The organism is Campylobacter blaseri (assembly GCF_013201895.1).
Classification (GTDB): Bacteria; Campylobacterota; Campylobacteria; order Campylobacterales; family Campylobacteraceae; genus Campylobacter_B; species Campylobacter_B blaseri.
Genome location: NZ_CP053841.1, coordinates 544,002 through 558,751 on the forward strand (window position 1 = coordinate 544,002; position 14,750 = coordinate 558,751).

19 protein-coding genes are annotated in these 14,750 nt (G+C 27.4%); 16 read left to right on the forward strand and 3 right to left on the reverse strand.

Annotation, left to right across the window (positions count from 1 at the left end; translation table 11 throughout):
- Window positions 1-5 precede the first annotated feature (5 nt).
- The 16 genes from CBLAS_RS02855 to CBLAS_RS02930 all read left to right on the forward strand — a co-directional run bounded on the left by CBLAS_RS02855 (window position 6) and on the right by CBLAS_RS02930 (window position 12,578).
- Window positions 6-719, forward strand: coding sequence for a zinc ribbon domain-containing protein (locus CBLAS_RS02855; RefSeq protein ID WP_106871289.1), 714 nt, complete (start codon window positions 6-8; stop codon window positions 717-719).
- Window positions 716-1,846: a lipid IV(A) 3-deoxy-D-manno-octulosonic acid transferase gene (gene waaA / locus CBLAS_RS02860; protein ID WP_106871287.1), complete on the forward strand. Its 1,131-nt coding sequence runs from the start codon at window positions 716-718 to the stop codon at window positions 1,844-1,846. The genes CBLAS_RS02855 and waaA overlap by 4 nt, the downstream gene beginning before the upstream one ends.
- Window positions 1,843-2,595 carry a pseudouridine synthase family protein gene (locus tag CBLAS_RS02865; protein ID WP_106871285.1) on the forward strand — a complete coding sequence of 251 codons (753 nt, stop codon included), beginning with the start codon at window positions 1,843-1,845 and terminating at the stop codon, window positions 2,593-2,595. The genes waaA and CBLAS_RS02865 overlap by 4 nt, the downstream gene beginning before the upstream one ends.
- Before the next feature lie 76 nt (window positions 2,596-2,671).
- Window positions 2,672-4,006, forward strand: a complete 1,335-nt coding sequence (ffh, locus tag CBLAS_RS02870; RefSeq protein WP_106871283.1) for a signal recognition particle protein — start codon at window positions 2,672-2,674, stop codon at window positions 4,004-4,006.
- Between the two features lie 71 nt (window positions 4,007-4,077).
- Window positions 4,078-4,308, forward strand: a complete 231-nt coding sequence (gene rpsP, locus CBLAS_RS02875) for a 30S ribosomal protein S16 (RefSeq protein WP_106871281.1) — start codon at window positions 4,078-4,080, stop codon at window positions 4,306-4,308.
- Window position 4,309: 1 nt separating this feature from the next.
- Complete coding sequence (locus tag CBLAS_RS02880) at window positions 4,310-4,555, forward strand: KH domain-containing protein (RefSeq protein ID WP_106871646.1); 246 nt, start codon at window positions 4,310-4,312, stop codon at window positions 4,553-4,555.
- On the forward strand, window positions 4,556-5,083 hold the full coding sequence (gene rimM, locus CBLAS_RS02885) for a ribosome maturation factor RimM (protein ID WP_106871279.1): 528 nt from the start codon (window positions 4,556-4,558) through the stop codon (window positions 5,081-5,083).
- Window positions 5,080-5,802 carry a tRNA (guanosine(37)-N1)-methyltransferase TrmD gene (gene trmD, locus CBLAS_RS02890; RefSeq protein ID WP_106871277.1) on the forward strand — a complete coding sequence of 241 codons (723 nt, stop codon included), beginning with the start codon at window positions 5,080-5,082 and terminating at the stop codon, window positions 5,800-5,802. Before rimM ends, trmD begins: the two co-directional genes overlap by 4 nt.
- Window positions 5,783-6,139, forward strand: a complete 357-nt coding sequence (gene rplS, locus CBLAS_RS02895; protein WP_106871275.1) for a 50S ribosomal protein L19 — start codon at window positions 5,783-5,785, stop codon at window positions 6,137-6,139. Before trmD ends, rplS begins: the two co-directional genes overlap by 20 nt.
- A gap of 150 nt (window positions 6,140-6,289) precedes the next feature.
- Window positions 6,290-7,237, forward strand: a complete 948-nt coding sequence (locus tag CBLAS_RS02900) for an AAA family ATPase (protein WP_106871273.1) — start codon at window positions 6,290-6,292, stop codon at window positions 7,235-7,237.
- A gap of 3 nt (window positions 7,238-7,240) precedes the next feature.
- Window positions 7,241-8,065 carry a DUF58 domain-containing protein gene (locus tag CBLAS_RS02905; RefSeq protein WP_106871271.1) on the forward strand — a complete coding sequence of 275 codons (825 nt, stop codon included), beginning with the start codon at window positions 7,241-7,243 and terminating at the stop codon, window positions 8,063-8,065.
- On the forward strand, window positions 8,066-8,473 hold the full coding sequence (locus tag CBLAS_RS02910; protein ID WP_106871269.1) for a hypothetical protein: 408 nt from the start codon (window positions 8,066-8,068) through the stop codon (window positions 8,471-8,473).
- The gene (locus tag CBLAS_RS02915) at window positions 8,467-9,378 is read left to right on the forward strand and encodes a vWA domain-containing protein (protein ID WP_106871267.1); all 912 of its coding nucleotides are present in this window, start codon (window positions 8,467-8,469) and stop codon (window positions 9,376-9,378) included. The genes CBLAS_RS02910 and CBLAS_RS02915 overlap by 7 nt, the downstream gene beginning before the upstream one ends.
- A complete protein-coding gene (locus CBLAS_RS02920; RefSeq protein WP_106871265.1) occupies window positions 9,375-10,316 on the forward strand; it encodes a VWA domain-containing protein in 942 nt (313 codons plus the stop codon). The genes CBLAS_RS02915 and CBLAS_RS02920 overlap by 4 nt, the downstream gene beginning before the upstream one ends.
- Complete coding sequence (locus CBLAS_RS02925) at window positions 10,313-11,131, forward strand: tetratricopeptide repeat protein (protein ID WP_106871263.1); 819 nt, start codon at window positions 10,313-10,315, stop codon at window positions 11,129-11,131. The genes CBLAS_RS02920 and CBLAS_RS02925 overlap by 4 nt, the downstream gene beginning before the upstream one ends.
- The gene (locus CBLAS_RS02930; RefSeq protein ID WP_157940021.1) at window positions 11,109-12,578 is read left to right on the forward strand and encodes a BatD family protein; all 1,470 of its coding nucleotides are present in this window, start codon (window positions 11,109-11,111) and stop codon (window positions 12,576-12,578) included. Before CBLAS_RS02925 ends, CBLAS_RS02930 begins: the two co-directional genes overlap by 23 nt.
- Window positions 12,579-12,625: 47 nt before the next feature.
- Here the strand turns inward: CBLAS_RS02930 and CBLAS_RS02935 are convergent, their stop codons facing one another.
- The 3 genes from CBLAS_RS02935 to CBLAS_RS02945 form a co-directional block, all read right to left on the reverse strand.
- Window positions 12,626-12,994, reverse strand: coding sequence for a hypothetical protein (locus CBLAS_RS02935; protein WP_106871259.1), 369 nt, complete (start codon window positions 12,992-12,994; stop codon window positions 12,626-12,628).
- Window positions 12,995-13,338: 344 nt separating this feature from the next.
- A complete protein-coding gene (locus CBLAS_RS02940; protein WP_106871257.1) occupies window positions 13,339-13,599 on the reverse strand; it encodes a hypothetical protein in 261 nt (86 codons plus the stop codon).
- 270 nt (window positions 13,600-13,869) lie between these two features.
- Window positions 13,870-14,730, reverse strand: coding sequence for a pentapeptide repeat-containing protein (locus tag CBLAS_RS02945; RefSeq protein ID WP_106871253.1), 861 nt, complete (start codon window positions 14,728-14,730; stop codon window positions 13,870-13,872).
- Window positions 14,731-14,750 lie beyond the last annotated feature (20 nt).

The following is a 14,750-nucleotide window of genomic DNA, read 5'->3' on the forward strand; positions in this document are numbered from 1 at the left end:
CATTTATGAACAAAAATTTAGAACAATTAGTAGAACTCTCCGAATATGATAAAAGTATAGATAAATTTATACCACAAATAGAAGATATAGAAAAAGAGTTCAATAGCAAAAAAAATGAAATTAACTTAGTAGAAGAGCAAATTGCAACTGTATTAGAAGAAATAGAAGATGTAAAATCTCAAATTTCATCTACAAACACCCATATAGCTGAATTTTCTGCAAAATTAAAAGATGCTGGTAAAAAAAGTGCATCTGTAAAGACAGAAAGAGAAGCAAAGGCTTTACAACTTGAAGAGAGCCTTGCAAAAGACCAATTAAGCGCAGCTAATGAAGATATCGTAAAACTTGAAAAGTCAATTGATTTTAAAGAGGGAATTTTAAAAGAGCTTAATGAGAAAAAAGTTGTCTTAGAGGCTGAACTTGAAAGCACAAAAGAGAAAACAGAAGCAAAGAGAGCCGAGATAGAAAAACTTAGAGATGAAGTTTGTGCAAACAAAGATAAATTAGTTAAAAAAATGGATCACAAACTAATCTCATTTTATGAAAAGATTAGAAAATGGGCTGGAAATACAGCTGTAGTTAAAGTTAAAAAACAAGCTTGTTATGGTTGCTTTATGCGTATAAATGATAAAACTTTTATATCTGTTATAAAAGGCGATGATATAATTACTTGCCCGCATTGTGGTAGAATTCTTTATAAAGAGATTGATTCTGAGTGATATATAATCTTTTAAGTTTTATATTATGGCTAATCTCAATCCCATTTTTATTGATTTTAGCTTTTAAGGAAAAATATAAGCGTAGTATACCAGCACGCTTTTTTCTATTTAAAAATTCTAAATTAAAATCTTGTGATGTTCATTTTCATGCTTGTAGTTTAGGCGAAGTAGAGGCTATATCATCTTTGGCTTTAAAATTTGATGATATAGCTATAACCACAGCAACTGCTACAGGTTTTAATAAGGCTAGTAGTATTACTAAAAATGTAAGATTTTTACCATATGAGATGTTTTTACCATTGTGGCTTGAAAAATCAAAAGTTTTAGTTGTTTTTGAAGCAGAACTTTGGCTAAATTTAGTAAAATATGCTAAAAAAAATGGATCTTATGTTATTTTATTAAATGCTAGGATAAATGATAAGTCATATAAAAGTTATAAAAAACTAAGCTTATATTATAAAAAAGTTTTTGAAAATGTAGATTTAGTTTTAGCACAAAGCGAAGTAGATAGGCGAAGATTAGAAGAGTTGGGTGCAAAAAATATAAAAGTAGTTGGTAATATTAAAAGTGCAAATTTTAAACCAGCTTCAAAAGATTACTCTAAGTTTAATAAAAAATTTATAGTCATAGCAAGCACACATGAGGGTGAAGAAGAGCTTATATTAAAAAATCTAAATCCAAATAAAGAGCAAAAGTTTCTACTTGCACCAAGACATCCTGAAAGATTTGAAAAAGTTGGCGGAATTTGCAAAGCATTTTGTGGTAAGCATAATCTTAGCTTTGAGAGATTTTCAGAAAATAAAGATTTAAGTTCTGATTTTATATTGCTTGATACATTAGGAGAACTTATAAATTTTTATAAGATTGCAGATGTTGTTATATTAGGAGGCGGTTTTATAAAAGGGATTGGTGGACATAACCCAGTAGAAATAGCACAATTTAACACTCCTATAATAAATGGAGAGTATTTTCATAATCAAAAAGTTCTTTTTGGTTTGATAGATGGAGTAAATTTTAGTGATTTATCAAATTTAAATGAACTTTTGAGCAAGAATTTAACAAAAACAAAGATAAAACAAACCTATAAAATAAAAGAGATAGAAAACATAATCAAGGAAAAAATTTGACAAAAGAAAAAGCATATAAACTTTTAGCAGTTCAAGAGGGAATTTCAAACAATGAAGCTAAAAATTTAATAGACAATGGGCAGGTTTTTGCACATGATAAAAAGATATTAATAGCAAGGGGATTAATCTCTTCAAAAACTACATTTAAGGTTTTAAAAACTAAAGAGCCAAAAGTTATATTTGAAGATGATAATATAGTAGCTATAAATAAACCACAATTTACAACAAGCGAACAGATAGCTAAAAAATTTAAATTTGAGCTTTTAAACAGGCTAGATAAAGATACAAGCGGAGTTATACTTCTTATCAAAAACAAAGAATTTCAAGAAAAAGCAATAGAGGAATTTAAGCATTTAAGAGTTAAAAAAATATATGTTGCTATGGTTGATGGCATTGTAAGCGAAGAGATCATCATAGATGAGCCAATCATAACTTTAAAAACAAAAGGTGGTGCTTTTTCTAAAATATCTAAGCAAGGAAAAAACGCTATAACAAAGGTTGAGCCACTTATGATAAGTGGTAAAAAAAGCATCGTAAAAGTTACAATACAAACAGGCAGAACTCATCAGATAAGAGTTCATTTAGCAAGCATTAATCACCCTATAGTTGGTGATGAAAAATATGGAAAAGGTAGCTCAAAAAGACTATTTTTACACTCTTATGAGACTGAAATTTTAGGTTATAAATTTAGAGCAAATTTAGATAATAGTTTTCATGCTTTTGGTTTTGAAATTCCAAAAGATATCTAAATTTAAAGATATTTAAGCAAAAAAATAGTAAAATGAGCCCTTTAATTATAAAAGTTGAAAATAAAAAGGTAGAGATGTGTTTGAACAAATAAGTGAATCGTTTAGATCAGCAGTAAATAAATTAAAAATAATTGATGATGAAAAAGCACTAAAAAATGCTTTAGATACACTCAAAAAAGCACTATTAAAATCAGATGTTCACCACAAAGTTACCAAAGAGCTATTAAGCCTTATAGAGACAGATGTAAAAAGTGGCACTATAGGTCAAAAGCAGTTTTTAGATGCTATAAAGAAAAATCTAACAGATGTTTTAACAGCACCAGGAAATCAAGGTTTTGTTTTTGCTAGTAAGCCACCGACAGTAGTTTTAATGGCAGGACTTCAAGGTAGTGGTAAAACAACTACAACAGTGAAGCTTGCAAACTATTTAAAACTTAGAAAAAAGAAAGTTTTAATAGCAGCTTGTGACCTGCAAAGACTTGCTGCAGTAGAGCAACTAAAGCAACTATGCGAAGCAAACGAGCTTGATTTATACTATATAGAAGATGAAACAAATCCTATAAAAGTTGCAAAAAATGCATTAGAAAAGGCTAAAAAAGAGCTATATGATGTTTTATTGGTTGACACTGCTGGGCGTTTGGCAATAGATGAAGAGCTTATGGAAGAGATTAAAAATGTAAAAAACACTATCAATCCAGATGAAATTTTCTATGTAGCTGATGCTATGAGTGGACAAGATGGTGTAAGAAGTGCAAGCACTTTTAACGACGCTTTATCCATAACAGGTGTTATATTAAGTAAATTTGATGCTGATACAAAAGGCGGTGTTGCTTTAGGTATTGCAAAGCAAATTGGAATTCCTTTAAGATTTATAGGAACAGGTGAAAAGTCAAGTAATATTGAAGGGTTTATACCAGATAGAATTGTTGGTAGAATTATGGGCGAGGGTGACCTTGCAACACTAGTTGAAAAAACAAATGCAATTTTTGATGAAAAAGATGTAAAAGATATAACCAAAAAAATTAAAAAAGGTAAATTTACATTTACTGATTTTTTAAATCAACTTGAGAGTGTTAAAAAACTTGGAAATATGAAAAATCTTATAGGAATGATTCCTGGTATGGGAAATATGGCTAGCAAGATTGGCGATATGGATTTAGAAAATTCAAAAGAAATTTTGCATATTAAAGCTATGATTAACTCAATGACTCCAAAAGAGAGAGAAAACCCCGAGCTTTTAAATAACTCAAGAAAAAGAAGACTAGCACAAGGGGCTGGACTTGAACAAGTTGAGGTTAATAGATTTATAAAGCAGTTTAGCAATGCTTCAAAATTAGCTAAAAAGTTTTCAAATAAAGGCGCTATGAAAAACATGGCAAACATGATGAAAAACAATCAAATTCCTAGGTAATGCTTAGGATTTTATTATGAGTAAAGCACTTACTTATAATAAAGTTTTATTTAAAATCACAAGGAGAAACAATGGCAACGGTTATTAGACTAAACAGAGTAGGTAGAAAAAAGAGACCTTTTTATCGTATCGTAGTAACGGATAGTAGAAAAAGAAGAGACGGTGGTTATATAGAAAACATTGGTTATTACAACCCAATGACAGAACCTGAAGTTATCAAATTTGACGCTGAAAGACTTGCTTACTGGAAAAGCGTAGGTGCTAAACTTAGCGATAGAGTTGAAAAGATTACTAGTAAATAATATGATAAAAGAATTTTTAAAACAATATGCAATGCTTATTGCAGAGTATCCAGAAAAAGTAACCATAGAAGAGATACAACACGAAGATAATTTTGTTGAGATTATCATAACAGCTGACAAATCAGATACAGGTAAACTTATAGGCAGAGATGGCAGAATCATAAACGCTATAAAAACAGTTATATCTGCTTATAAAAGTAAAAATAAAACTTCATATAAAGTTAACATAAAAGCTCTAGAGGAATAGATGGAAAAGCTTCTTGAAGTAGCAGTTATAGGCAAAACTATAGGCCTTAAAGGAGCTTTAAAACTTCATAATAAAAGCGACTTTGTTTCACAATTTAAAAAAGGTAAAATATTTTTTTTAAAAGATGAAACGAAGTTAGAAATTTTAAGTGTAAATATGTCAAATTTATCTGTTATATTTAAAGGCTATGAAGATATAAACTTAGCCCAAAATTTAGTAAACAAGAAACTATATCAAAGTATTGAAAACACAAGAAAAAGTTGCAAACTAGATAAAGATGAGTTTTTTTATTTTGATATAATTGGTCTTGAAGTTTATGAAGATGACCATAAATTAGGTAGAGTTGATGATATTTTAGAAGTTGGCGGAAGCTATCTTTTTGAGATAAAAACAGACGAAGATTTTATTAAAAAAGAATTTAGTGATATTTTTTATATACCATACATTGATAATTATATAGAAAAAATTTCCATAGAAGATGGGAAAATTTATAGCAAAAACGCTATTTTGTTATTAGAAAATTCATGAAATTTACATTCATAACTCTTTTTGAAAATTTAGTTAAGCCATATTTTAATGACTCTATTTTAAAAAGAGCAGTTGATTCTAAATTAATAGATGTTGAGTTTATAAATCCGCGAGATTATAGCGAAGATAGGCATAAAAAAGTAGATGACTATATGATAGGTGGTGGAGCTGGGCTTTTAATAAATGCTAGCACAATTGAAAGCTCAATTTTAAAAGCAAAAGAAAAAAATCCAAACTTACATATAGTATATCTTACTCCAGCTGGAAAGAAATTTACCCAAAATGATGCCAAAAGATTATCAACCAAAAAAGAGATAGTGTTTATCTGTGGTAGATATGAGGGTGTTGATGAAAGAGTGGTTGAGCAATATGCAAATGAGGTTTTTTGCATAGGTGATTTTGTCTTAACAGGTGGAGAGCTTGGAGCACTTTGTTTGTGTGATGCCATAAGCAGGAACATTGAAGGTGTATTAGGAAATAGCCAATCTTTAGAAATTGAGAGTTTTGAAGATGGGATTTTAGAGGCGCCATCTTTTACAAAGCCAAATATTTTTAATAATTCTTATGTGCCTTCAGAGTTTTTAAAGGGTAATCATGGTAGAATACAAGCTTTAAAAAATAATATGGCGATTTTAAGAACAAAATTTTTTCGTCCAGATTTATATCTCAGATTAAATAGCCAAAACAAAAGGAAAAAAAATGAGAAACAAGTACATTGAAGCGTTTGAAAACGCACAAATTAGTGAAAAAAGTATTCCAGATTTTCGTGCAGGTGATACTTTAAGAGTCGCTGTTAAAATTCAAGAAGGTGACAAAAGCAGAATTCAAAATTTTGAAGGTGTTTGTATTTCTAGAAGAGGAACAGGAACAGGCGAGAGTTTTATAGTTAGAAAAATTGGTGCTAATAGTGTAGGTGTTGAGAGAATCTTCCCTATTTATAGTGATAGTATAGAAGAGATAAAAGTTCTAAGACATGGTCGCGTAAGAAGAGCTAAGCTATTTTATCTTAGAGATAGACGTGGTAAAGCTGCTAAAATTAGAGAACTTAGAAAATAAAAAGGGGCTTATCCCTTTTTATAGCTTTGCTATAATTATTATACTTAATTTTATTACAAATTTAAATTTCAAAATATCAAACTATCAGCATTTATATAATTCTATTAACCAATAAATTGTATAATAAATAACAAATTTATAAGGTTAATTATGAATAAAACTATACAAAGAATAAAAACAGAGATTAAAAAAATAGTCGTTGGGCAAGATGAGCTTATAGACTCACTTTTAATAGGTCTAATTTCAAATGGTCATATTTTAGTTGAAGGTGTTCCAGGTCTTGCAAAAACAACTGCTATAAATGCTCTATCAAAGAGTTTGGGTATTGATTTTAAAAGAGTTCAATTTACTCCTGATTTACTTCCAAGTGATATTACAGGTACTGAAATTTACAATATTAAAACAGGCGAGTTTAGTTTTAAAAAAGGTCCAGCTTTTACAAATCTTTTGTTAGCAGATGAAATAAACAGAGCTCCTTCAAAAGTTCAATCAGCCTTGCTTGAGGTTATGCAAGAAAGACAAATTACTATTGGTGATGAAACTTTTAAAGTAGATGAGCCTTTTTTGGTTATGGCAACACAAAACCCAATAGAACAAGAGGGTGCTTATAGTCTTCCTGAGGCACAACTTGATAGGTTTATGATGAAGGTTTTAGTTGATTATAATACCTTCGATGAAGAGTTAGAAATTATAGAAAGAGTTGCATTAAAAGGGTTTGAAGAGGTTCAAAAAGTAGCTGATTCTAAGGATATATTAAAGTTAAGAGAAGAAGTTAAAAAAGTTCACATAGATGAAGAGGTTAAAAAATATATGGTTAAAATAGTTCATGCAACAAGAGAGCCAGAACTATATGAGATACCAGATATATCACAATACATTGAATTTGGTGTAAGTCCTAGAGCGAGTATCGATCTTCTTAAATCAAGCCTTGCTTATGCGTTTATAAATGGAAAAGATTATGTTACTCCTTTAGATATTGCAAATGTAGTAAAGGGTGTTTTAAGACATAGACTTACTTTAAATTATAAAGCAAAAGCAAACGGTATAACTCCTGATAATATAGTTGAAAAGATTATTGAAACTATAAAGGCACCTTAATCTATGCAAAGAGCAAAAGAGATTTTTTTTAAAGCTAAAAAAGATATATATAATCAAAATTTTGGAAATATGCAAAGCCCTATAAAAGGGGACGGACTTGATTTCAAAGAGATTAAAGATTATATAGATGAGGATTTAAAAAAAATAAATTGGAAAGCCACAGCTAAAAGTGGAGCTATAAAAGCCAATGTTTTTAATGAGACAAGGCAGATAAATATAGTTGTAGTTTTAATGCTTAGTGGTAGTTTAAAATTTGGCTCAGTTAGGCTAAAGCGTGATCTTGCGACTGAAATTTTTGCTCTTTTGTCTTTAGCGGCAGTTGAGAGTAAAAATCTGCTTTATCCGATTATTTTTAGTGATAAATTAGAAAAGTTTTATCCAGCTTTAAAGAGCCAAGATGGCGTATATCAAGCTATAGAAGACTCTTTAAATATTGATGTTTTAGGTAAAGATGTTGATTATAAAAATCTATGTGATACCATAAACTCAACAATTAGAAGAAAATCAGCCATCTTTATAATAAGTGATTTTTTAAAAGAACCAGATTTTACAGATATTGCTTATTATAATGATGTTTATTCTATAATAATTAGAGACAAGATAGAAGAAGAGTTAAAATTTGATAGTGATATGGATTTAATAAATCCTGTAAAATTAGATAAATTCGAACTTCATCTAGATAAAAGTGTAGTGGAAAGATATAAAGAGCTTTTAAAAGAGCATGATAGAAAAGTTAAAAATCATTTCTTAGAAAATAGAATTTTTTCAGATAAAATATATACAGACGATGAAGTTTTACCAAAACTTATAAAAATTACAAGGTCATAAATGGATAAGTTAAAAGATATAAAAGATATTGTAGATATTAATAGTTTTGGATTGCTTACAAATTTACCTTTTAATTTTTTCTTCTCCATTTTACTTGCCATATCTTTGTCTGTTTTAATGATATTTTTAATATACGATTTTTTAAGTAAAAATAGCAAAAAAAGATTTTTTAAGACACAAAAAGAGCTAGCATATGAGAGTTTAAAGAACATAGATTATAGCAATACAAAAGATATAGTTTATAAATTTAGTCAAAACTATCTCTATTTTATAGATCATAAAAACACAAAACCACTTCAAATGCTAGAGTTAAATCTTTATAAATATAAATATAAAAAAGATATAGATGAGATAGATGAAGAGTTGAAAAAAGAGATTAAAGAATTTGTAAAAGGGATAAAATGTTAACATTTGAGTATCCTTTGGTTTTTTTAGGCTTAGTTGTTTATTTTATCTTGGTTAGATATTTTAAGGCTAAAAATGATAGCTTATATTTTTCTAATATCTCTATGCTTAAAGAAGCTAGCAAAAAGCAAAATTTAATCCTAAGTCTGCTTAAGTTTTTTTCTGTGCTATTTTTAATTATAGCTCTTGCAAGTCCTATAAAAAAAGATGAATTAGAGGAGCAAAAAGGCAAAGGTTATGAGATAGCACTTTTAATAGATGTTAGTGCTTCTATGCTTAAAGATGATAAATTTGCTAATATTAAAAAAATTGCAAAAGAGTTTATTCAAAAGAGAAAAGATGATAGCTTAGCACTTACTGTTTTTGCTGATTTTGCTTATGTTGCAGTTCCTTTGACTTATGATAAAGATAGTATTTTAAGGCTTTTAGATATGATAGAGGTCGGTGTTGCAGGAAGTAGAAGAACAGCACTTTATGAAGCACTGTTCTTGGGTGCAAATTTGTTTGAAAATAGCATTGCAAAAGAAAAAATCATAGTTTTAGCAACTGATGGTATGGATAACTCAAACACTGTTCCTATAGATGTAGCAATTGATAGGGCTAAGAAATATGGCATTAAAGTCCATACAATAGGGATAGGAAGAAACACAGATTATAATCCTCTTAATCATGATTATAATTCCTATGTTTTAAGAAAAATAGCTAGAGCAACAGGTGGAAAAGAGTTTCATGCAAAGTCCAATGAAAAGCTAAAAGAAATATATGAAGAGATTGATGCTTTAGAAAAAAGTGAAGTTAAAAAACAAAGACATTATAAAAAAACTTACTATTACCAAATATTTTTAGGATTAGCTATATTGACATTGATAGCTTTATTTTTATATAGAAACAAAAAAGAGGTCATATGAGTATCTTAAATCCTTATTATTTAATTTTACTTATCATCCCTTTTTTGCTAATATTTTTTATTGCCAAAAAAAGAGATTTTAATTCCTATTTTTCAAAAGATGTTTTAAAAGAAATTCAGATAAAAAAATATGGCTTTAGTAAAAAAACTCGCTCATATTGTTTGATTGCAGCACTGATATTTGCTATTTTAGCACTTTCTAGACCATATATTGATAATGGTAAAATTAAGATTAAATCAGAGCAGGTAGATGTAGCCATAGGGCTTGATGTATCGCAATCAATGAGTGTGGATGATATTTACCCTAATAGGCTTGAGTTTTCAAAAAGAAAAATTTTTGCATTTATGGAAAATGCTTTTGATAAAGATGTTTCCTTAATAGGTTTTAGTAGTAGAGCTTTTTTGGTATCTCCTTTAACAAATGACTTTAATTCACTAAAATATCTTGTAGAAAATCTTAAATTTAGCCATCTAAATTTAAAAGGGACAAGCATTATGTCATTGCTAGAAGCTACAAATACTATGTTTAAAGATGAAAAAAATAAAATTCTAATTATCTTTACAGATGGTGGAGATAATGAAGATTTTTCTAAAGAGATAAGGTATGCTAAAAGTAACAATATCGCAGTTTTTGTATATTTAACGGCTACTGAAAAAGGATCTCTTTTTAAGGCCGATAATGGGGATGTGGTTTTACTAAAAGCCAATGAAAACATTAGAAATTTAGCACTTGAAACAGGCGGAGCCTTTGTTAGATTTTCTTTAAGCAATGAAGATATGAAAGAGTTAAATAGCCTAACTAGTGCTAAGTTTAAAAACCAAGAAGAAAAAGAAAAAACTATCTATAATAGACAAGAGCTTTTTTACTATCCTTTAATCTTGGCTATAATCTTTTTTATTATGGCAAATTTTTCTTTAATGGATAGGAGAAAAATATGAAAAAATACTTAGCACTATCAATCCTTATTGCCATATTTTCCTACTTTTCTTTTTTTGAATTGGTTGATTATAAAAACGCAAATAACGCAAAAAATGCCTATATTAGCGGTGATTATGAAAAAGCTATAAGTTATTATGGAAAGCTTAAATCCAAAGAAGCAAAATTTAATCAAGCCAATGCCTTTTATAAGCTAAACGATTTTAATAAAACCATAGAAATTTTAAACGAGTTAAATTTGGATACTTTGGAATTTGAAAAGTTGCATAATTTAGGAAACTCATTTGCAAAATTAAATAAGATTGATGAAGGTATAGATGCTTATGAAAAAGCTTTAATGATAAAAGATGATAACGATACAAGGTATAATCTTGAGCTTTTAAAAAGTTTGAAAAAGAAACAAGTAGAAAAAGAAAATGAGGAAAAAGAAGAAAAAGAAAATCAAGATAGTAATAAAACTCCAAAAGATAATGATAAAAAAGATGATCAAAGCACAAACAGCAAACAAAAACAAAGTCAAAGCAATAAAACTCCGAAAAAAAATAAGAGTGAAAAACAAGACGAAACCGATGATAATAGTGATGAGCACGATATGAAAAACCAGCAAGATAGTAATAAGCACAAAGATAGTAATAAGAAAAAAGAAGATGAAGAAAAATTAAATAGTCAAAAAAATGTTGCAAAATTGAATGAAAAATCTGTAAATATAGAAGAGAAAAAATGGCAAAAGCTTTTAGATGAGAGAGATGGGATACAAACTCTTATTGTGCCTTTTAATAAAAAAGAGGATGAAAATGAAGAAATTAAACCTTGGTAGTATTATTTTAACCATATTTTTAAGCATAAATGTTTTTGCAAGCGCAGAACTAAGACTTAATACTCCAGCTATTAATAAAGGTGATTTAGCTCAGTTTACCATTATAGCAACTGGAAATGATGTAAAATTTCCTATAATCGTTGATATAGATGAATTTAAAGTCTTATCTACATCTAGCTCACAAAGCATTAATACGATAAATAGAAAAACTATAAAAAGATTTTCAAGAACTTATGGTTTCATGCCAAATAGGAGCGTAACTATACCTGAGTTTGAGGTAATTGTAGATGGTAGGAGTTATAAAACACAAAAAGCAGAGATAAAAGTCGTTGAGCCAGAAGCTAGCAAAGATGGGGATAATCATGTTTTTGAACTTAAAATTGACAAAACTAATCTAGTTTTAGGTGATAGTACTAAGTTAAGCTTTATTATAAAAAGTAAAATAGGAAGAAATCCAGATAGGGTTAGACTAGATAGTTTGGATATAGATGGACTGCTTTTACGAAGGGTTGGTGATGCTAAAAGATATATTGATGGCAATTACACAGTAGAAGAGGTGGAGTTTCTTCTTACGCCTTTAAAAGCACGAACATATAAAATTCCATCAATTGCAGCATATATTGGCACGATAGTCTCGGCTGATTTTTTTGCTGATTTAGAGTGGGAGAGGGTGTATTCAAAATCTTTTAAGATAAATGTTGAGCCACTTCCAGCTGGAATTGCAAATTTTGGTAATTTTAACATAAGAACTATTGTTGATAAAACAAAGGTAAAAGCCAATGAGCCGGTAAATTTAACTCTTGAGATAGAAGGCTTTGGCAATATAGACGATATTGATAAATTTAGTTTAAATTTTGATGGTGCTATGGTTTACTCAGATGAAACAGATCTAAAGCATGGTATGAAAAATGACAAATACGGCGGTAAATTTATACAAAAATTTGCACTAATTTCTGATAGAAACTATACTATACCTAGTATATCTTTTAGATATTTAGATAGTAAAACAAATAGCGTAAAGACTATAAAAACAGATGAGATAAAAATTGAAGTAGAGGTAGATCCAAAAAGTTTAAGTAGTAATATAGAAACACTAGATTCTTCTATATCAAAAGCAACAACTATAACCAAAATTGAATATAAAAATAATTATTTAAACATATTGTTTGGCTTTATGGCTGGAGCTTTATGTATGTTTGCGCTTTTGAAATTTAATTTTAAGAGAACTCCAAAAGAAGAGTTGCCTATTGAAATTTTGATTAAAAGATCAAAAAGCGATAAAGAACTTTTTGGTATTTTACTTCCATATGCTAAAAAAGATGCATATATAGATGAGATTTTATCAAAGCTAGAAGAAAATATCTATAAAAGTGCAACGCATAATATAGATAAGAAAAAGCTAATTGAAAGACTTGAGAGATATTTTTATCTAAGTTCAATAAAGTAAGAGCTTTGCTCTACTTTTTGTAGAGCAAGCAGTTATCGCTAGCTTTTTTAATTTGGAACTACAGAGTTTCTACGCGCAGTTTTTTGAAGTGAAAACAAACAAAGACCTAAAATTATCATATAGATAAAATTAATACTATTAGATATATCCTTATTTAATTTATCTTTATAAATTGCAGTATAAATTTCTTTATATGGAGTTTGAGTTTTTAGGCTTTTATTATTTTCTATTTTGTTGTATAAAATTTCTTTATTTTTTAATATAAAATGATTTGTCATAATTATATTTTTTATATTGGCTTTACTATTGATTTGTCTAGCTATATCTGATAATTGGTCATTTTTAATTTTTAATATTTCAGCTTGTAAAAATTTATTTTCTAAATTCTGATTTGCATTAAAAATAGGTATTATCATAGAAGGATTCATTGCCAGAATGCATATAAAAATTGAAGCAAATAGGGTTCTTAAAATAATATTTTTGTGAATAAAATATTTATAAAAAAAGAACATAAGAACTAGATATACATCAATAAAAAATACAATTATCGAGATATTGGATATTAATATGGTATAAAATAAAACACCAAGTATAAATAATAGAATTGTTTCATTTAATAAATTAGTAGCATTTAAATATTTTTTATCAGTGCAGAAGAATGCCCAAATAGAAATAATACCAAATAATAAATAGATAATTATATTAATAATTAAATTGTTGTATAAAATGTCAGAAATAATAGATTCTTTAATAAAAATTACTATTCCAAAATAGCTATCATCATAATAGTAAAATTTAATATTGTTAATAAATTTGTATGATGATCACTTGTTGTTCTATAGATTAAAAGCATTATTCTATCAAGTAATATTGAAGCTTGAGATTTATTTGTTTCATTTTTTAATTTATTTTTAAGTTCAATTTCTTTTGCATATAATTCTAATTTATGGAAATTTGAGGCTTTAAGATTATTATCCATTTCTATTAAAGAATGTTTTATTACTCTAAAAGAATCTCTCATGCTTTTTATATGTTTTATATCTTTATTTTTAAAATTATTTACCAATGCATCTATGTTTATACAGCTTATATTTATATTTACAAAATTTACTTTGTTAAATTCTTTAAAAACAACATTTGAAAAATTTATAATGTCTTTGAAAATAACTCCAAAAAAACAAGCTACATTTTCAAATTGTGTTTCATGAAAATCAACATAGTTATTAAATATTGTATTATTGAAGTAAGCATTGTTTTTGAATTTTATATTGGAAAAATCTATAGTTTTACTTTATTTGTTTTTATCATTATCTTGTAAAAATTTAACATTTTCAAATCTAAATTCTTTTTCAAATTTAGAATTCTTAAAAGATAAATTTTGATTAAACTCAGTATTATTAAAATTTACATTTCCAGTAAAAATACAATTTTCAAATTTCAAATTTAAAATATCTTTTTCGGTTATGTAGTTAAAATCAAAATTAAATTTACAATTTGTGTAATTTTGATTTTTAAGTTTTGACATATAACATGAACACGGATATTTTGTAAATATATAGTCTATAAAATCTACATCATTTAGTTTAGTATTATCAAAATTTATTTCTTTGTTAAAAATAACTTCAGAATGTCGAGTATTCCAAAAAACTAAATTATGTATTTTACAGCAATCAATTTTTATATCTTCATTAAAAATACAATCTTTAAATTCTAGCTTTTTAAAATTTTGGCTATTTATTTTAAAATCAGAATTGAAATTACAATTTAAAAATTGAATATTATTTATAAAATTAGTTTTGTTATTATTGTCAAAAATTAAATTTTCTTCTAAATTAAATTGACAATTTTTAAATTTTAAGGCTTTATTGTATTCTTTGGAATCTATATTAAATGGATAATTAAAAGCACAATTTTCAAAAGTTATTTGATGATTTATTAAATCAACTTCATCTAAAAAAATAAAATATCTAAATGTAATACTAGATTTAGGTTTTGAGGTTGCCAATATGTCTTCAATCTTTTTAAACCATTTTATCTCAAATGGTCTATGTGTTATACTCTCTGGACTTATCGTAATTGAATCATTGTTTATATAACAACGAATATCAAGAAATTCTGCTTCTAATATTTCTTTTAATTCTTTATCGTTCAAATCAAACCCTTAAGTAAAAT